Source organism: Nocardioides sp. J9 (assembly GCF_007829375.1).
GTDB lineage: Bacteria > Actinomycetota > Actinomycetes > Propionibacteriales > Nocardioidaceae > Nocardioides.
On sequence record NZ_VLJQ01000092.1, the window covers coordinates 13,204 to 31,660 of the forward strand.

The window sequence follows — 18,457 nt, forward strand, 5'->3', positions numbered from 1 at the left end:
GACGACCGGGGCCCGGCCCCCGGGCTCAGTGCCAGAGCACCTCGCGGGCCCACACGGGCACCAGGTCGCCGGCGCGGCCGTGCCGCGCCTCGTGGAAGAAGTGCGAGCCCTCGCTGGGCTCGAGGTTGAGCTCCAGGGTGCGCGCGCCGTGGCGGCGGGCGTGCTGGACGAAGCCGGCGGCCGGGTAGACCGCACCCGAGGTGCCGATCGAGACGAACAGCGTCGCCTCCGACAGCGCGTCGGCGATCCGGTCCATCTCGTAGGGCACCTCGCCGAACCACACCACGTCCGGTCGCAGGTCGGCGACGCCGCAGCCGGGGCACGGCGGCTCGTCGGACAGCGGGCCCTGCCACGGGACCGACTGCTGGCACGCGCGGCACAGCGCCCTGAGCAGCTCGCCGTGCATGTGCACCACGCGCTTCGAGCCGGCCCGCTCGTGCAGGTCGTCGATGTTCTGGGTCACCACGAGCAGGGCGTCACCGAGGGTCTCCTCGAGCTCGGCCAGCGCGACGTGCGCCGGGTTGGGCTCGACGCGCGCCAGCGCGGCCCGTCGCTCGTCGTAGAACCGCTGCACCGTGGCGCGGTCCCGGTCGAAGCCCTCGGGCGTCGCGACGTCCTCGATGCTGTGCCCCTCCCAGAGACCGTCCTCGTCGCGGAACGTCGGCACCCCGCTTTCGGCGGAGATGCCGGCACCGGTGAGGACGACGATCTGGGGCACGTCGCGAGGCTACCCGCCGTACCCGTGACCGCCGTCACCGTCCCACCCCTCGCACCCCTCCCTCCCCGCTCGTCGAGACGTCACCTGTGGCCTGTCGAGACGTCAGTTCGGCCCGTCGAGTGGTCACTTCCGGCCCGTCGAGACGTCACTTCCGGCCCGTCGAGACGTCACTTCCGGCCTGGCCAGCCACAAGTGACCAGTCAACGAGCCACAGGTGACGACTCGACAGGCCACAGGTGACGTCTCGACCAGCCACAGGTGACGTCTCAACGAGGGGCGGGGCGGTGGAAGATCCGGCTGGTGACCGACGCGCTGGCGACGAGGCGGTCGTCGGCGTCGTGGACGGTGACCTCGCTGTGGGTGCCGGAGCGGGTGCGGTGCACGACCGTGGCTGTGGCGACCAGGTCGGAGGACGCCGCAGCGAGGTAGGCGAGCGAGAGGTGGGTGGTGGCGCCGCCGCTGGCGCCGTCCTCGGCGTCGGCGGAGGTGAGGCCGGAGGCCGAGGCGGCCGCTCCGGCGACGTCGACGAGGGTGGCGACCACACCGCCGTGCAGGACGCCGGGGACCGTGGTCAGGTCGTCGCGGAAGGCCAGCCCGAGGCGCACCCGCTCGGGGGCGGCGTCGAGCACGGTGACGCCGAGGTGCCGGGCGATGGGCGACGCGGCGAGGACGTCCTCGATCCAGTGGCGGGCGACGGGGTCGGGCGTGGCGGCGGGTGCGGTCATGGCTCCTCCTCGGGACGGTCGTCCCAAGGATCGGACGCCGGAGGTCGTCGCGTCGATGACCCCGGAGGTCATGGCGGCTGCCATGCCACCGGGGCGGACCGGCCCGGACGGCGCCCCACTCACCGCCGTCCGGGCCGGGGCTCAGTACCCGAGCAGCTTCGCGGCGAGGTCGGTCAGCACCTCGGTGGCGCCGCCGCCGATGCCGATGATCCGGGCGTCGCGGTAGTGGCGGTCGATCTCCGACTCGCGCATGTAGCCCATGCCGCCGTGGATCTGCATCGACTCGCTGACGACGAACTCGACGGCCTCGACCGCGGTGTTCTTGGCCATCAGCGCGTCGAGGATGACCTCCGGGTCGGTGACCGACTTCTCGAGCGACTTCTCCAGCGCGGCGCGCGTCACCTTCCGCGCCGCGTCGGTACGACGGTGCATCTCCACCAGCTTGTGGCGGATGACCTGGCGGCTGGCCAGCGGCTTGCCGAAGGTCTCGCGCTCCTTGGCGTAGCGCACCGCGAGGTCCAGCGCCCGCTGGGCGGTGGCGTAACCCTGCAGGGCGAGGCCGAGGCGCTCGTTGACGAACTGGTTCATCAGCAGGAAGAAGCCGCCGTTCTCCTCGCCGACCAGGTTCGCCACCGGCACGCGGACGTCGGTGAAGCTGAGCTCCGCGGTGTCCGAGCAGTGCCAGCCGGTCTTGCGCAGCGGGCGGGCGACCTCGAAGCCGGGCGTGCCCTTCTCGATGACCAGCAGGCTGATGCCTCCGAAGCCCGGGTCGCCGGTGCGGACGGCGGTGGTGACGAAGTCACCGCGCACGCCGGAGGTGATGAAGGTCTTCGCACCGTTGACGACGTAGTGGTCGCCGTCGCGCACCGCGCGGGTGGTGATGTTGGCGACGTCGCTGCCGCCGCCGGGCTCGGTGACGCCCAGCGAGCCGATCTTCTCGCCGGCCAGGGCCGGGCGCACGAAGCGGTCGATGAGGTCGGGGTTGCCGGCGTCGACGATGTGCGGGACCGCGATGCCGTGCGTGAACAGCGACGCGATGACGCCGGAGCTGCCGCCGGCCTGGATGATCGACTCGGTGACGATGGCGGTGTCGATGGAGTCACCACCGACGCCGCCCACCTCCTCGGAGAAGCCGACGCCGAGGAAGCCGGCCTTGGCCGCGGCGAGGCTCAGCTCGCGGGGCAGCTCGCCGTCGTCCTCCCACTGCGCGAGGTTCGGGACGATCTCCTTCTCGGTGAACTTCATGACGGCCTCGCGCAGCGCGACGCGCTCCGGGGTGTTCCACAGGTCCATGGGGGTTCCTTCGTGGTGGGTGCGTGGTGAGTACGACGTGGTCTGGGCTCAGCGCCCGGTCCAGCGGGGCGCGCGCTTCTCGGCGAACGCGGCGACACCCTCGCGGGCGTCGTCGGAGAGCACGACGGGGCTGGCCATCTCGGACTGCTTCTGGAAGCCCTCCTCCGGGCTCCACGTCGGCGCGGCGTCGATGATCTGCTTGCCGACGCTGACCGACAGCGGCGCGTTGGCGGCGATCCCCCGGGCCAGGTCGAGCGCCTCGTCCAGGGCCGTGCCCGGCGCGACGACGCGGTTGACCAGGCCGAGCTCGGCCAGGCGGGTGGCGGGGACGGCGTCCGCGACGAGCGCGAGCTCGAGCGCGACGGCGCGCGGCAGGCGCACCGCCGTACGCCACAGGCCACCGGCGGCGGCGAGCAGGCCGCGCTTGGCCTCGGGCAACCCGAACTCCGAGTTCTCCGCGGCGACGACGAGGTCGGCGCACAGCGCGAGCTCGAAGCCTCCGGCGAGGGCGTGGCCCTCGACCGCCGCGATGGTCGGCTTGACCGGCGGCTCGGCGGTGAGCCCGAGCGGGCCGCGGCGGTCGGTCACGGGGACCTCGCCGCGGTTCGCACCCGCCAGGTCCATGCCCGCGCAGAAGGTGTTGTCAGCGCCGGTCAGCACGATGACGCGCACGGTGTCGTCGGCCTCGGCGTCGTCGACCGCACGCTCGAGGGCGAGCGCCATGTCCCGGTCGATCGCGTTCTTGACCTTGGGCCGGTCGAGGGTGACCACGAGGATCGAGTCGTCGACGCGCTCGGTGCGGACCTTGGCCGGGGGCGGGGGCGGCAGCTCGAGGCGGTCCTCCGCGCCGAGGACGACCCGGTCGGCCTCGATGCGGATCTCGCGGCGCAGCGGGTCGGTCGAGGTGAGCAGCTCGATGTCGGCCGGGTCCTCGCGGCGCAGCAGCACCCGCTCGCCGGTCGGCTTGATGGCCGAGACGACGACGGCCTCGGGCTCGCCGGAGCGCTGGTACGGCACGGTGACGGCCTCGACGACCGCGGTGCCCTCGAGCTCGGTCAGCGCAGGGCGGGCCGGCGGGCGGTCGAAGACCGGCTTGAGGTGGGCGAAGCGCTGGGCCGGCGGACGGCCGGAGTAGACGCCGAGGGCGTGCTTGGTGGCGTACCAGCCGAGCGAGCTCGACAGGCCGTACTCGTCGGGGTTCTCGCGCAGCTGCGGCACCATCGTCGCGACGGCGTGCAGGCCGTAGCTGTTGCCGGGGCCGCCGGCGAAGGTGAGGCCACCGGTGACGCTGAGCGGTCGCGACGGGTCGTCCCAGGGCAGGCCGACCGCGGCGGCACCGAGCTGCACGGCGGCCGGGAAGCACGAGTAGAGGTCGACCGGGCCGAGGTCGGCCGGGGTGATCCCGGCGTGGCCCAGGGCCGCGCCGGCCGCGGCCTTGATCGCCGGCGACGACGCGAGGTCGGCGCGCTCGGAGACGAACCACTCGTCGGTGGCGGACGCACCGGCGTGCAGGAAGACCCACTTGTCCTGGTCGACGCCCGCAGCCTGGGCCGCCGCCGCGCTCATGACGATGACACCGGCGGCGAGGTCGACCTGGAGGTTGGCGCACATCAGCTTCGTGTACGGGTCGCTCACCCGGCGGTTGTCGGGCGAGGGGTTGCCGATCTCGTCGGCAGAGCGAGCGGTCGGGTCCCACGCGTAGGGGTTGCCCGCGGCAACCTCGCTGGCCCGGGCCCACAGCTCGGCGATCCGCTTCTGGTGCTCGTCGGCGTCGGCGCCGGCCGCACCGCGCAGCGCGGACTCGAGCAGGGCGTAGACGAAGATCGGGGCACCGATGCCCGCGCTGGTCTCCGCCGAGTTGTTGGCGGGCCGGTCGATGCCGATCACCCGGTCGGGGGCGGCGCCCTCCTCCTGGCGCTGCCACTGGGGCTCGCGGCCCTTCGACTGCAGTGCGGCGACGGTGGCGCCGGCCTCGGCACCGCTGACGAGCACGACCTGGGCGTGGCCGTCGACGACCTGCTGCGCGGCGTCGTTGACGGCGAGCTGGGCGCCGTCGCCGCCGTACGGCGAGGTCTGGACCGTGCGCGCCTCGGTGGCACCGACGAGCTCGGCGACCCGACCGGCCTGGCTGCCGTAGGTCCACGACGCGCTCGGCACGGCGTAGACCATGTCGGCGCTGGCGAGCAGGTCGATCCGGGCGCCCGCGTCCTCGGCCGCGGAGCGCAGCGCGGCGACCGACAGCTCGACGGGCTCGCGCGGTGACTCGAGGTCGGGCGTGCGCTGGACGAGCTGGCCGACACCGACGAGCACCGGGGTGGTCGGGTCGAGCAGGGTGCCGGTCCGCTCGTGGAGGACCGGCTCGTCCGGGACGCGCAGCGTCGCGCTGCCGCCGACGATGGCGTCGATCGCAGCCAGCGACTCGGACAGGGCGACCTCGACGCTGCGGACGGCGGTGAGGCCGACCGGGCCGCGGACCGGCGAGCCGTCGAGGGCTCCGTCCAGGCGGACGGCGGCGCCGGTGCCGTCGGGCACGACGGTGCACCACAGGCCGACGGTGATGCCCATCGGGCCGGTGCCGCGCAGCTCGAAGCCGTCCTCACCGGCGCGGGCGACCGTCCAGCGGGCCTGGGCCGGGATGTCCATCAGCTTGATCTGCTGGGTGAACTCGGCGCCCGTCTCGATCCGCGCCGGGCGCTCGCCGCGCCAGGACAGGTGCAGGGTGAGCCACTCGTGGGCGCGGTCGAGGTCCGTGACGAGCTCGACGACGTCGGCCACGCTGGCCGGGATCGCGCGCTGGGCGTGCACGTGGCGCGCGTACTCGTCGACGCCCGTGGGTGCGGGGACGTCCACCGAGGACTCCGGGGCCGCAGCGCCGGGGCGCACGCGGGCGACCAGGTCGGCGGCCACGGCGCGGGCGGTGCTTCCCAGCACGGGCGCGAGGGTGCGGGCGTTGTCGAGGAAACGAGAGCGGGGCATGCGGCGCAACTTTCCGTCTGATCGGACTGTTTCTTGAAGCATGCTCGGTCCGGGCCGTTCGCGCAAGGTCCCGCGGGCGTGCCGCACGCCACGTTCCGGTCCGGTCGGACGGTAGTGTCCGGGCCATGGCGACCCCCCGGCGTACCCAGCAGGAGCGCTCGGCCGCCACCCGGGCCCGGCTGCTCGAGGCGGCCTACGAGACCCTGCTCGAGGGCGGCTACAGCGCGACGACCGTCGGCCACGTGCAGCAGCGCGCCGGGGTCGCGCGTGGCACGCTCCTCCACCACTTCCCGACCCGCAGCGCGCTCATGGCCGGCGTCGTCGAGGACATCATCGAGCGGCGGCTCAGCGTGCTGACCGCGGCCGAGGGCCTCAGCGAGGCACCCATCGCCAGCTGGGACGACGTCGTCGACCTGATCTGGCAGGAGCTGCAGTCGCCGCCCTTCTCCGCAGCGCTCGACCTGTGGGTCGCCGCGCGCACCGACCCCGACCTGCGCGAGGCCCTGCTCCCCCTGCAGGAACGGATCTTCGGCACCGTGCACCGCAGCGTCACCCGCCTCGCCGGCGCCGACCACCCCCGGGCGCCGATGCTCGTGCAGTTCACCATCGACCTGCTCACGGGCTCGCGGCTCGGTGGCATCCTGTCGCCGCGAGCCGGCACGTCCGCCGTCGTGGAGGCATGGAAGGGCGCGCTCCGCCAGCTGGCCGGCGAGTCCGTCCAGGCCTGAGTCGCCCGGGCCCGAGGCGCCCGACCGGCCGGTCGTCGTACCGCGAGAGCAGGGCCGTGTGGCGAAGGGAACTCGACTCGCCGGGCGGATCCCGACATGATGAAGGCCACACCAAGGCAGAATGGTGTGAATCATTATTGCCTTCGAGGAGCCTGACCATGAGCCCGACCGTGGGATCACCCACCCGCCGGACCGCCCGCAAGGACAAGCTCGCCAACAGCGTCGCCCAGTCCGTCCTCCAGGACATCAGGCGGCAAGGCCTCTCCTTCGGGGACCAGCTCCCCAAGGAGGCCGACATGCTCGAGGAGTACGGCGTCGGGCGCGGCACGCTGCGCGAGGCGATGCGCGTGCTCGAGACCTGCGGTCTGATCGCGCTCAAGCCCGGCCCGGGCGGCGGACCGGTCGTCCAGAGCGTCACCCCGGAGGACTTCGGCCGGGTCGCCTCGCTGTTCTTCCAGTTCGCCGGCGTGACCTACCGCGAGGTCAACGAGGCCCGCCAGATCCTCGAGCCGATGGCCGCCCGCCTCGCCGCCGAGCGCCAGATGGGCTCCGACGCCGCGCGCGAGCTCCTCGACCTCGCGCAGTCCGGCCCGGACGCCGCGGACGTGGAGACCTACCTGCACATCACCGGCGACTTCCACGCCTCGGTCATCGCGATGGGCGAGAACACCCTGGTCAGCGTCGTGTGCCAGTCGCTGGCCGAGATCTTCCGCGACCGGATCCAGGCCGTGCACTTCCCGAAGAACAAGCAGCGCGACGTGCACGCCTCCCACGTCGGTGTCGCCGAGGCGATCCTCGCCGGCGACAGCGTGCGCGCCGAGAGCCTGATGACCGAGCACATGCAGGACTACCTGAAGTACGTCGCGAAGCAGCACCCGACGCTCCTCGACGAGGTCGTCACCTGGCGCAACCGGTCCTGACCGGACCCGCACGAACGACAGGAGCCGCAGCGCGGGACTCGCGCTGCGGCTCCTGTGCGTCGGGGACCGCACCGGGGCGACAGGCGCCCCTCCACCGGAAGGCTCAGGCGCCCAGGGCAACCGACTTGACCTCGAGGTAGGAGCGCAGGCCCTCGGGGCCCATCTCGCGGCCCAGGCCGGACTCCTTGAAGCCGCCGAACGGCGAGCCGTAGGCCTGCGGCGAGCCGTTGACGCTCACCATGCCGGTGCGGATGCGCCGGGCGATCGCCAGACCGCGGTCCGCGTCGGCGGTCCACACCGAGCCGGAGAGGCCGTACGGCGAGTCGTTGGCGATCGCGACGGCCTCCTCCTCCGAGCCGTAGGGGATCACCGCGAGCACGGGGCCGAAGATCTCCTCGCGGGCCACGCGCATCGCGTTGTTGACGTCGGCGAGCAGCGTCGGCGGGACGAACCAGCCGTTGGCGAGCTCGGACGGCATCGTGATCCGCTCGCCGCCGGTGACGACCCGGGCACCCTCCTCGCGGGCGAGGGAGATGTAGCCACGGACCCGCTCCTGCTGGCGCTGGCTGATCAGCGGGCCGATCGTCGTCGTGGGGTCGAGCGGGTTGCCGACGACCTGGCTCTCGAGTGCGGCGGCGAGGGCGTCGAGCACCTCCTTCTCGCGCGAGGCGGGCACGAGGACACGGGTCTGCGCGATGCACATCTGGCCGTTGACGTTGAGCGCCATCGGCAGCAGCTTCGCGATGGTCGCGTCGAGGTCGGCGTCGTCGAGGACGATCGCGGCGGACTTGCCACCCAGCTCGAGGGTGACCCGGGCGACCCGGGCCGCGGCGGAGGCGGCGATCTGCTTGCCCGCCGCCGTGCTGCCGGTGAAGGCGATCTTGTCCACGCCGGGGTTGTCGACGAGCGACTGGCCGGCCTCGCGCCCGGCGGGCACGATGCTGAGGACGCCCTTGGGCAGGCCGGCCTCGGTCATCACGTCCGCGAAGGCGTACGCCGAGAACGGCGTCTCCGGGGCGGGCTTGAGCACGATCGAGCAGCCGGCGGCCAGGGCCGGGGCGATCTTGAGGCTCGGCCCGGACAGCGGCCCGTTCCACGGCACGATGCCGGCGGCGACGCCGACCGGCTCCTGCACGACGAGGCTGCGGTTGGTGCCGTCGGTGCGCACCTCCTCGAACTCGTAGGAGGACGCGAGGTCGCCGTAGTAGGCGGTGTGGCGGATCGGGTTCGGCACGTGCGCGGCCTGGCTGAACCAGATCGGGCAGCCGAGCTCGGAGGTGATGCCGACGGCGAGCTCGTCGGCGCGCTCCTGCAGCAGCTCGGAGGCCCGGCGCAGCACCTCCCCGCGCTCCTTGGGGTCGGTGTCGCGCCACACGCCGCCCTGGTCGAAGGTCCGCCGCGCGGCGTCCACGGCCTTCGCCAGGTCGCGGGAGTCGCCCAGGGCGGCCCGGCCGACGACCTCGCCGGTCGCGGGGTTGTTGACCACGACCTCCTCGGTCGACTCGGGCTCCACCCACTCGCCGCCGATGAACAGCTGCGGCCGGTCGTACGTCGTCACGTGCTTCTCTCCTCGTCTCGGAAACTCAGTCTGGACCCGGGCGCTACTTCATCGACATCTCGGGGATGGTGGTGGCGATCTGCGGGAAGAAGATCAGGATCAGGACCGTGACGATGGCCATCGGCATGAAGTACCAGATGGCGTTGAAGACGTCGCCCATCGAGATCTTCTGGCCCTGGTTGACCTCCTTGTCCTTCACGATCGAGTGGATGATGAAGGCCAGAATCCCCACCGGGGGCGTGACCACCGCCAGCTCGCCCATGAAGACCGCGAAGACGCCGAACCACATGAGGTCGATGTCGAGCGCGTTGAGGGTCGGGATCAGGATCGGGACGGTCAGCAGGAGCATCGGGATCGGGTCCATGAAGGTGCCGAGCACGATGTAGACGACCGTCATCAGGAGCAGGAACTCGACGCGGTTCAGGCCCATCGAGTCGATCATGTCCGCGAACGCACCGGTCAGGCCGGTCAGGGCGAGCATCCGGGAAAGCGCCTCGACACCGATCAGCATGAGGAAGATCGCGCCGACGCTGCTGACGGTCGCGATGGCGGCTTCCCTGATGGCGGAGAAGCTGGACCGGCGCTTCCACAGGATCGTCACGACCACCGCACAAAGCGCGGCGACGGCACCGACCTCGGTCGCGGTGAACGTGCCGGAGAACGTCCCACCCAGGATGATCAGCATGATGAGCGGGATCGGCCACACCTTGGCGAGGCCGAGGAAGCGCTCGCCCCAGGTCACCCGCGGGCGCAGCGCCGCGGCGGCTTCGGCGGAGCCGGCCCAGCGCGGCGCCATCAGCATGATCATGATGCTGAACAGGACCGCGACGAGGATGCCCGGGCCGATGCCGGCGAGCAGCTGCGGACCGATCGGGACCTCGGCGACACCGGCGTAGATCACCAGCATCAGGCTCGGCGGGATCAGCTGGCCGGGCAGGCCGGCGACGATGACCGCACCGATGGCGAGGCGCTTGTCGTAGCCCGCCTTGAGCATCTCGGGGATGCCGATCCGGGCGAGCGCGTACGTCGTACCGACGCTCGAGCCGCTGACGGCCGCCAGCCCGGCGCCGGCGATGTTGGTGCCGACGGCCAGGCCACCGGGCATCCAGCCCAGCCACTGGTTGCCCACCCGGTAGAGGCTCTCGGTCAGCCCGGCCTTCCACAGCAGGAGGCCCATCAGGATGAACATCGGCACGACGCTGAGGGTCCAGCTCGCGACCGTGAGGTAGGGCAGGGTGGCCAGCTGGCTCTCGACGACCATCTCGCCACGCAGGGCGTACAGGCCGAGCAGGCTCGGCCCGAGCATCGCGAGGGCGACGGGCATGCGCAGGAACAGCAGCGCGAGCATGAGCACGCAGGCGGTTCCGCCGAGCACCATCGGCTTGAGCGGCAGGAGCAGCATCACCACGGCGCTGACCACGACGACGGCGATCGCGATCGCAAGGACCCAGGCCTTGCGGGACGACCGCCCCGGTGCGATCACGGCGGCGTCGGTCGAGCCGGCGCCACCACCCGTCGGCGAGGTGGGCTCCTCGGCGTGGTCGAGGGTGGCGGTGGAGTCGTTGCTGACAGTCATCGGGTCGCCTCCTCGGCGTGGTCGCGCTCGAGGTCGGCGAGGACGATGGCGTCCTCGGGCTCGACCTCCTCCATCTCCAGCCCGTGACCGGCCAGGCCACGGATCGCGGCGAACGCCAGCTGGACGGCGAGGATCCCGAAGACGACCGGGACCAGGTAGTAGACCTGCCACGACGGCACCGTGCTCACGCCGGCGTGCAGGTTCAGCCGCTGGGCCTCCTGCGCCTCGCCCCAGCCGAACCAGGCGCAGCCGGCGATGATGACCGCGCTGACGCCGAAGACGACGAAGAGCACGATCCGCTGGAAGGGTCGCGGGAGCCGCGCGTACACGAGGTCGGTCGCGATGTGCTGGCCGCGGGCCTGGGCGGCGACGAAGCCGAGCAGGGCGAGGATCGGCAGGTACCAGTACTGGACGATCTCCAGCGTGTACTTGAGCGGGTGGTCGAGGTAGGTGCGCATCAGGGCGTTCGCCGTGACGTGCACCATCATCACGAAGATGACGATGACGGCCGGGATCTCGACCACGGCCGTGAAGACGCGGGTCGCGAGCGACGCGTTGGGCTTCATGGGGACCTCTCTCGTCTCAGGCGCTGCGCCCGGGCACGAGGCTCCCGGGAGCGGTGAGCAGGGCCTTCGGGTGAGCGCGCTCACACACGCTAACAAGGATAACCATGATTAGCAATAGCCTGAAGGGGCTGGCTGATCAGCTGCCGTAGACGGCGACCAGGCGGCCGGCGGTGCTGCCGCCGCTGGAGCCGAGCAGGTCGACCTGCTTGACGATCAGGTCGCGCGTGGAGATGGTCGCCTCGAGGCGGGCCATGCCGACCTGGACCACGCGACCGCCCTTGCGGACAGCAGAGATGGCCTGGTTCGTGGTGACACCGACCCCGGCGAGGTCGATGACCGTGTCGAGGCTGGACTCCTCGACCTCGGCGAGCGAGCCCACCACCCGCGCAGCACCGAGCTCCTTCGCGATCGGCCAGAGGTCCTCGCGCGGCTCGGCGACCACGACGTCGGCGCCTCGCAGCACGGCGAGCCGGGTCGCGACCTGGCCGATTCCGCCGAGTCCGATGACCGCCACCTTCTGCCCTGCCTCGACCTGACCGCGGCAGGCGGCGGCGGGGCGGGCGGTCTTGCCGGCGTCCGTACCGGCGGCGGCCTGGGCGAAGCCCACGCCGTCGGGGATCGGGATGAGGTCCTCGGGGAAGGCCAGGCAGTGCGACGCGTAGCCGCCGCCCTGCCCCAGGCCGGGACGGGTCCGCCCGGCGGGCGAGATGCCGACCCGCGCGCCGAGGGCGACGTCCTCGACGCCCTCACCCAGCGCCACCACGACACCCGCGACCTCGTGGCCGAGGGTGAGCGGCCGCGGGGCGAGCTGGGAGAGCCAGCCCGGGTCGTCGAGGATCCCGACGTCGGTGTGGCACAGCCCGGCCGCACGGATCTCGACCAGCACCTCGCCGGCGCCGGGCTCCGGGACAGGAACCTCTGCCAGGACCAGCGGCTCCCCCGGTCCCGTGAACTGCCACGCCTTCATCTCAAGCCCTCCCCGGCCATCGTCGTCCATGATCTCCTGACCGAGTCCCGGGAGATCCGGGACCCTGTTCCACGCCAGCGGCCGGCACGCCCCCGCAGGGGCGCGCCGGCCACGGCGTCGTTCAGCCTCAGGCGGGCCGGTGGGAGAGGAAGACCTTCTCCCACAGCAGCTCCATGTAGGGCTTCAGGTCGAAGTCCGCAGGGTTGAAGTCGGTCAGGAAGTTGTCGTAGGTGATGTCGGTCGTCTGCTCGAGCCCGTCCACGTAGGGGCCCCACGCCTCGACGTCCTCCTGCAGGCCCTTCACGAACGCCTCGCCGTCCTCGAGCGACTTGCTGCTCGCGACGTCGGACAGCTCCTCGTCGTTGATCTTCTTGATCGCGGCGACGGAGGCCTCGTCGAGGCCGACGATCGAGCCCTTCGCCTTCTCGATCTCGCCGAGCGCGGCGGTCATGTTGTCCCAGATGCCGCGGATGTTGGCCTCGAGCAGGACGTCGACGCGGTCGAAGAGCAGCTGCTGGGCAGCCAGCGGGAGCTCGTCCCAGCGGGCCTTGCTGATCGAGATGGCGCCTCCGGCGTTGCCGAAGCCGGTCTCCATGTCGATGGCGAAGTACGGCGCGGCCGGGATGAAGCCGCTCAGGTGCGAGGTCGCGAGCGTCGAGAACACGCAGTCGACGACGCCGCGCTCGAGGGCCTCGAACAGCTCGGTGTAGTTGGCGGTGGCCGTCGACATGCCGAGCGCCTCGGCCTGCTCGACCTGGAGGCGGCTCGAGGTCGCCGCGATGCGGCCCTTGAGCGAGTCCTTGCCGGTGATCGGCTCGGTGCAGGCCACGATCGCCGGACCGCTGGAGAAGATCGGGAGCAGGAGCTTGATGCCGTTGTCGGCGTACTCCTTGGTGATCTCCTCGGAGTTGAGCGCGGCCTCCTCCATGGCACCGTGGAACTGCAGGACGCCGTCCACGGGGCCCTGGCGACCGAGGAAGGTGAGGTTCATGAGGTCGTTCATGGCCGCGAACTTGTCGGGCTCGAGCGAGGCCATGACCGAGCCGACGTCGATGCGGCTGTCGGCGATGGCGTCGTCGACCTGGTCCTGCGGGGCGATCGAGTTGGAGAACGCGATGTCCATCGTGATCTTGCCGCCGGACCAGTCCTCGACAGCGGCGGCGTACTCCTCGAAGCGGCGGCCGGTCGGCGCGCCCTTCGGGGCGGTGCTCTGCATGACGAGGGTCACCGGCGACATGTCCTCGAGGGCCGCCTGGAACTCCTCCTTGGTGGCGCCGTACGCCACGGACTCGCCGCCACCGCTGGCGGCGCCGCCCTCCTCGGCGCAGGCGGCGAGCGTCGCCGTGAGCGACAGCAGCGAGGCCGCCGCAATGAGCTTGGCCGGCTTGGGCCGGCGGATCGAAACGCGCATGGTTGTCTCCAGGTTCAGGTGGGGAAGCCGGGGCCTGGTCGAGCACCGTCGTGGCGCCGACGTCCCCGGACGTCCTGTTCACTCCCGGCCGGTACCGACCACTCCCCGGGACGACCCCGCGAACGAGGTCCGTGGTCGGCGTCACACCGGAACTGCGGGTAATCATTACTATGAATTTCTCTGGTGTCAATCGTCACACGAGGTCGAATTCCAGAACACCCCCCTTCGAGGCTCGGGATGCACGGGCCCATCCGGCAGGGTGGGCCGAAGGTCTCTTGATCTATGCGGATGATTTGCCTTAATGTCCGGAGCAAGACTCACCGAGGAGACAGGCACCATGACCGAGCTCGCACCCCAGGCCGACGGCCGCTTCCAGCACCTGTTCACGCCGTTCCGGATCGGGTCCATCGAGCTGCGCAACCGCGTCATCATGCCGCCGCACTCCTCGGCCATCGGGAGCCTGTGGGGCTCCGACGCCGACGCCGAGAAGGCGATCGCCTACCTGCGCTCGCGCGCCGAGGCCGGCGTGTCGTGGACGACCATGCCCGGCCGGCTCGCCAACGTGCTGCACACCGGCTTCGAGCCGACCGGCATGAGCGCCGAGACCAAGGGCTGGTTCCGCCTGCCGGTCTACCACGAGCGGGTCAGCGCGTACGTCGACGCGATCCACTCCGTCGGCGCCTACGCGGCCCAGCAGCTCACGATGATCGGCGGCCACCCGCACGGCCCGTCGGCGCGCTACAGCTCGCCGGTCAGCAACATCGCCCCGCACGTGCTGAACCTCGACGAGATCCGCCAGTTCGTCGACGAGTACGCCTGGTCGGCCGACAAGGCCGCCACCGCAGGCATCGACATCATCGAGCTGCACGCCAACCACGACGACCTGCACGAGTGGTTCCTGTCCCCGCTCACCAACGCCCGCGAGGACCAGTACGGCGGCAGCCTGGAGAACCGCACCCGCTTCCTGGTCGAGGTCCTCACCGCCGTCCGCGGCGCCATCGGCAAGGAGAAGGTGTTCGGGGTCCGGATGAACATGCTCCAGGAGGACCCGCACGGCCTCGACGCCGCGGCTGCGCTGGAGATCGCCAAGGTCATCGAGGGCACCAGCCTCGTCGACTACCTGCACCTGGTCGCCGGCAGCCCGTGGGGCAACCCCAGCTACATCCAGCCGATGTGGTTCCCCGCCGGCGGGTTCGCGGACATCTCCGCGCAGTTCCGCAGCGAGCTCAGCCTGCCGATCGTGCACACCGGACGGATCAACACCCCCGAGGTGGCCGAGCGCCTCATCGCCGAAGGTGCCGCCGACGTCGTCGGCATGGCCCGCGCGCACGTCGCCGACGGCGAGCTGCTGGTGAAGGCCCGCGAGGGCCGCACCGCCGACATCCGCCCGTGCATCGGCGGCAACGACTGCATCAACCGCCGTTACGTCGACGGCCTGCCGTTCGGCTGTGCGGTCAACCCGCACACCAGCCGTGAGACCGAGGGACCGTGGAGCGCCCGCCGGATGAGCGCCCCGCTGACCGTGGTCGGCGGCGGCCCCGCCGGCATGGAGCTCGCCGCGCTCTGCGCCGAGGCCGGCGCCCCGGTCACCCTGATCGAGAGGTCGTCGACGCTCGGCGGGCAGCTCCGCCTGGCCCTCGGCGCTCCCGACCAGGACCAGATGGCGGCCTACCTCGACTGGCAGGTGCGCCGCCTCGAGCAGCTCGGCGTCGACGTCCGCCTCGAGACCGAGGTCTCCGCCGCCGACGTGCTGGCACTGCCCGAGGACACCGTCGTCGCAATCGCCACCGGCGCCGACAGCCGGCTCCCCGAGGTCCCCGGCATCGACCTCCCCGTGGTGCTCGACTCGCGCGAGGTGATGAGCGGCGCCGCCGAGCCGGGCAAGCGCGTGCTCGTCGTGGTCGAGGACGACCACCTCGCCCCCCTGCTGCTCGCCGACCGGCTCGCCTCCCGCGGCCACGAGGTGACGATGGCGTACTCCACGCCGAACGCCGCCGTGCAGCTCGGCCGCTACATCGTCGGCTCGATCCTGGGCCGGCTCGACGAGGCGGGCGTGGAGTTCCGCTTCCTCGAGAAGCTCGAGGAGGTCACCCCCGACGGCGCCGTGCTGCGTCACATCTACTCGCAGAGGTTGCGCACCGTCGGCGGCTACGACTCCGTCGTGATCGCCTGCGGCGGCGTCTCCGACAGCGCCCTGTACGACGAGGTGCGCACCGCTCGGCCGAACGTGCACGTCCTCGGTGACGCCTACGCGCCGCGCCGCCTCGTGTTCGCGACCCGCCAGGCCTACGCCCTCGCCGAGGAGCTCACCACCGTGGACGAGGCGGCCCTGCCCACCCTCCAGCTCATCCCCGCCGGCACCCGCTGACCGGCCCACCGAAGGAGCCCGCCATGACCACCACCATCATCGTCGGAGTCGACGGCAACCCGCGCTCGGAGCAGGCTGCGACGAAGGCCGCCCGGCTGGCCGCCGCGACGGACGCGACGCTGCACGTGGTGTGCGCCTACGTCCGCGAGCAGTCGGCCGAGGTCGACGCGGACGGGGAGACGCGGCAGATCGCGATCTCCCAGGAGTCCGCCGCGATCGCCGAGCAGGTCGCCGAGTTGCTGCGCCCGATCGCCCCGAGCGTCACCTCCGCCGCCGTGCTCGGCCGCCCCGCGGACGCGCTGCTGTCGGAGGCCGAGCGCCTCTCCGCCGACCTGATCGTCGTCGGCAACGCGCGCATGCAGGGCATCGCCCGGGTCCTCGGCAGCGTCGCCGCGGCGGTGGCCCACCACGCCGAGTGCGACGTCTACATCGCGAACACCAACTGACCCCTCGAGACCCCTTGTGACCCACGCCACCTCAATGCTAATATTCATACGCATTGATTAGGAAGGATCGTGCCATGCGCACCACACCCCCGTCCGAGCTGGACGTCCTGGTCGTCGGCGCCGGCTTCTCCGGCCTCTACAGCCTCCACCGTCTCCGCACCCTGGGCCGCACCGTCCACGTCATCGAGGGCGACGACGACCTCGGTGGCGTCTGGTACCGCAACCGCTACCCTGGCGCGCGCTGCGACATCGAGAGCGTCGACTACTGCTACTCGTTCGACGACGCGATCGTGCAGGAGTGGACCTGGACCGAGCGCTACCCCGCGCAGCCGGAGATCCTCCGCTACATCAACTTCGTCGCCGACCGCCTCGACCTGCGCCCGGGCATCACCTTCGAGACCCGGGTGACCGAGATGCACTGGGACGACGAGGCGTCGCTGTGGCGCGTCGCCACCGACCAGGGTGACCGGATCGCCGCCCGCCACGTGATCATGGCCARMRRMCARCTCTCCACCCCGCAGCTCCCGGCCATCGAGGGCATCGAGGACTTCGCCGGCGTGCTCGCACACACCGGCGACTGGCCGCGCGAGGGCGTCGAGCTGTCCGGCAAGCGCGTCGGCGTGATCGGCACCGGCTCGTCCGGCGTGCAGACCGTGCCGCAGGTCGCGAAGCAGGCTGCGCACCTCTCGGTCTTCCAGCGCACCGCGCACTACGCGATCCCCGCGCGCAACCACGAGCTCGACCCCGAGTACGTCGCCGACCTCAAGTCCCGCTTCCAGGAGTACCGCGAGATCGCGCGGCACCACCCTGGCGGCACGCACCGCCACATCGGCACCGAGTCCGCCCTGGACGTCGACCCGGCAGCGCTGGAGGAGAACCTGCAGCGCCTCTGGGACCGCGGCGGTCCGGACATCCTCGCGGCGTACCGCGACTTCCGCACCGACGAGCGTGCGGCCGAGAAGGCCGGCGAGTTCGTCCGCCAGCGGATCCGTGAGCTCGTCAAGGACCCGGTGACGGCCGAGGCGCTGTGCCCGAAGGGCTACCCGTTCGGCTCGAAGCGCCTGGTGCTCGAGATCGACTACTACGAGACCTTCAACCGCGACAACGTCTCGCTCGTCGATGTCGGCGCCGACCCGATCGCCCGCATCGAGGGATCGGCCGTCGTCCTCGAGAGCGGCGCCCGCCACGAGCTCGACGTGCTCGTCCTCGCCACCGGCTTCGACGCCCTCACCGGACCGCTCTTCGCGATCGACATCCAGGGCGTCGACGGCGTGCGGCTGCCCGACGCGTGGGCCGACGGCCCGCGCACCTACATCGGTGTGAGCACCGCAGGCTTCCCGAACATGTACGTCGTCGGCGGCGCCGGCAGCCCGTCGGTGCTGAGCAACATGCTCATCTCCATCGAGCAGCACGTCGAGTGGATCACCGACTTCGTCCAGTACCAGTTCGAGAACGGCATCTCGAAGGCCGAGGCGCTCGAGGACGCGCAGGACCGGTGGACCCAGGAGGTCTACGACAAGGCCGCGCCCACCCTCTTCATGAAGGGCAACTCCTGGTACGTCGGCGCGAACGTCCCCGGCAAGCCGCGGGTGTTCAGCCTCTACCTCGGCGGCGTCGGGCACTACCGCGACGTCTGCGACCAGGTCGCTGCCGACAACTACAAGGGCTTCGAGCTCACCTGACCCTGCCTGTCCCAGGCTGACTCCCAAGGACCAACAAGATGACGAACTCCCACGGCCCCCTCGCCGGCGTCCGCGTGATCGAGGCCGGCTCGATGTACGCCGCTCCGACCGCCGGACGCATGCTCCGCGACTTCGGCGCCGAGGTGATCAAGGTCGAGGACCCGACCAGCGGTGACTTCGCGCGGCAGTGGCAGCCGGCCCACGAGGGCATGGCGATCGGTTTTGCCCGCCTCAACAGCGGCAAGCGCTCCGTGGGGCTCGACCTGCGCCGTACCGAGGGCCGGGACATCCTCAAGCGCCTGGTCGCCGGCGCCGACGTGTTCATCGAGAACTTCCGCCCCGGTCGCATGGAGGCCTGGGGGATGTCGTACGACGAGCTCAAGGCCACCAACCCCGGCCTGGTCATGACCCGGGTCAGCGGCTTCGGCCAGACCGGCCCGTACCGCGAGCGTCCCGGCTTCGGCACCGTCGCGGAGACGGCGAGCGGCACACGCCGCCGACCGCTCCCCCGTTCGGCTTCGCC

General features: G+C 71.6%; 15 protein-coding genes. 6 read left to right on the forward strand and 9 right to left on the reverse strand.

Translation table 11 applies throughout. From position 1 onward, the window contains the following. Positions 1-25: 25 nt before the first annotated feature. The 4 genes from L615_RS15870 to L615_RS15885 all read right to left on the reverse strand — a co-directional run bounded on the left by L615_RS15870 (position 26) and on the right by L615_RS15885 (position 5,712). Complete coding sequence (locus L615_RS15870; protein WP_028654545.1) at positions 26-718, reverse strand: NAD-dependent deacylase; 693 nt, start codon at positions 716-718, stop codon at positions 26-28. Positions 719-984: 266 nt separating this feature from the next. Next, a complete protein-coding gene (locus L615_RS15875) occupies positions 985-1,443 on the reverse strand; it encodes a PaaI family thioesterase (RefSeq protein ID WP_145725703.1) in 459 nt (152 codons plus the stop codon). A gap of 141 nt (positions 1,444-1,584) precedes the next feature. After that, positions 1,585-2,736 carry an acyl-CoA dehydrogenase family protein gene (locus L615_RS15880; RefSeq protein WP_145725704.1) on the reverse strand — a complete coding sequence of 384 codons (1,152 nt, stop codon included), beginning with the start codon at positions 2,734-2,736 and terminating at the stop codon, positions 1,585-1,587. Between the two features lie 48 nt (positions 2,737-2,784). Continuing rightward, the gene (locus L615_RS15885) at positions 2,785-5,712 is read right to left on the reverse strand and encodes a crotonase/enoyl-CoA hydratase family protein (protein ID WP_186449895.1); all 2,928 of its coding nucleotides are present in this window, start codon (positions 5,710-5,712) and stop codon (positions 2,785-2,787) included. Positions 5,713-5,837: 125 nt separating this feature from the next. On the opposite strand from L615_RS15885, the gene L615_RS15890 reads away from it, so the two are divergent. Together L615_RS15890 and L615_RS15895 are read left to right on the forward strand one after the other, a co-directional pair. Next, positions 5,838-6,440: a TetR/AcrR family transcriptional regulator gene (locus tag L615_RS15890; protein ID WP_036516801.1), complete on the forward strand. Its 603-nt coding sequence runs from the start codon at positions 5,838-5,840 to the stop codon at positions 6,438-6,440. Positions 6,441-6,598: 158 nt separating this feature from the next. Beyond that, complete coding sequence (locus L615_RS15895) at positions 6,599-7,360, forward strand: FadR/GntR family transcriptional regulator (protein ID WP_051485473.1); 762 nt, start codon at positions 6,599-6,601, stop codon at positions 7,358-7,360. A 103-nt stretch (positions 7,361-7,463) separates the two neighbouring features. On the opposite strand, the gene L615_RS15900 is transcribed toward L615_RS15895, so the two are convergent. The 5 genes from L615_RS15900 to dctP form a co-directional block, all read right to left on the reverse strand. After that, positions 7,464-8,918, reverse strand: a complete 1,455-nt coding sequence (locus L615_RS15900) for an aldehyde dehydrogenase (RefSeq protein WP_145725706.1) — start codon at positions 8,916-8,918, stop codon at positions 7,464-7,466. 43 nt (positions 8,919-8,961) lie between these two features. Continuing rightward, positions 8,962-10,494, reverse strand: a complete 1,533-nt coding sequence (locus L615_RS15905) for a TRAP transporter large permease (RefSeq protein WP_028654551.1) — start codon at positions 10,492-10,494, stop codon at positions 8,962-8,964. Next, a complete protein-coding gene (locus L615_RS15910; protein ID WP_051485474.1) occupies positions 10,491-11,060 on the reverse strand; it encodes a TRAP transporter small permease in 570 nt (189 codons plus the stop codon). Before L615_RS15910 ends, L615_RS15905 begins: the two co-directional genes overlap by 4 nt. 136 nt (positions 11,061-11,196) lie before the next feature. Further along, on the reverse strand, positions 11,197-12,027 hold the full coding sequence (locus L615_RS15915) for a zinc-binding dehydrogenase (RefSeq protein ID WP_186449896.1): 831 nt from the start codon (positions 12,025-12,027) through the stop codon (positions 11,197-11,199). Positions 12,028-12,154: 127 nt separating this feature from the next. After that, positions 12,155-13,438, reverse strand: coding sequence for a TRAP transporter substrate-binding protein DctP (gene dctP / locus L615_RS15920; RefSeq protein ID WP_051485475.1), 1,284 nt, complete (start codon positions 13,436-13,438; stop codon positions 12,155-12,157). Positions 13,439-13,775: 337 nt separating this feature from the next. Here dctP and L615_RS15925 point away from each other — a divergent pair, with 337 nt between their 5' ends. The 4 genes from L615_RS15925 to L615_RS15940 form a co-directional block, all read left to right on the forward strand. Then, a complete protein-coding gene (locus L615_RS15925) occupies positions 13,776-15,806 on the forward strand; it encodes an FAD-dependent oxidoreductase (protein WP_145725708.1) in 2,031 nt (676 codons plus the stop codon). A 23-nt stretch (positions 15,807-15,829) separates the two neighbouring features. Then, a complete protein-coding gene (locus L615_RS15930) occupies positions 15,830-16,252 on the forward strand; it encodes a universal stress protein (protein WP_145725709.1) in 423 nt (140 codons plus the stop codon). A gap of 74 nt (positions 16,253-16,326) precedes the next feature. Next, on the forward strand, positions 16,327-17,934 hold the full coding sequence (locus L615_RS15935; RefSeq protein WP_145725710.1) for an NAD(P)/FAD-dependent oxidoreductase: 1,608 nt from the start codon (positions 16,327-16,329) through the stop codon (positions 17,932-17,934). Between the two features lie 38 nt (positions 17,935-17,972). Continuing rightward, positions 17,973-18,457: CoA transferase (locus L615_RS15940; RefSeq protein WP_186449897.1), on the forward strand; the 485-nt coding region annotated here is incomplete at its 3' end.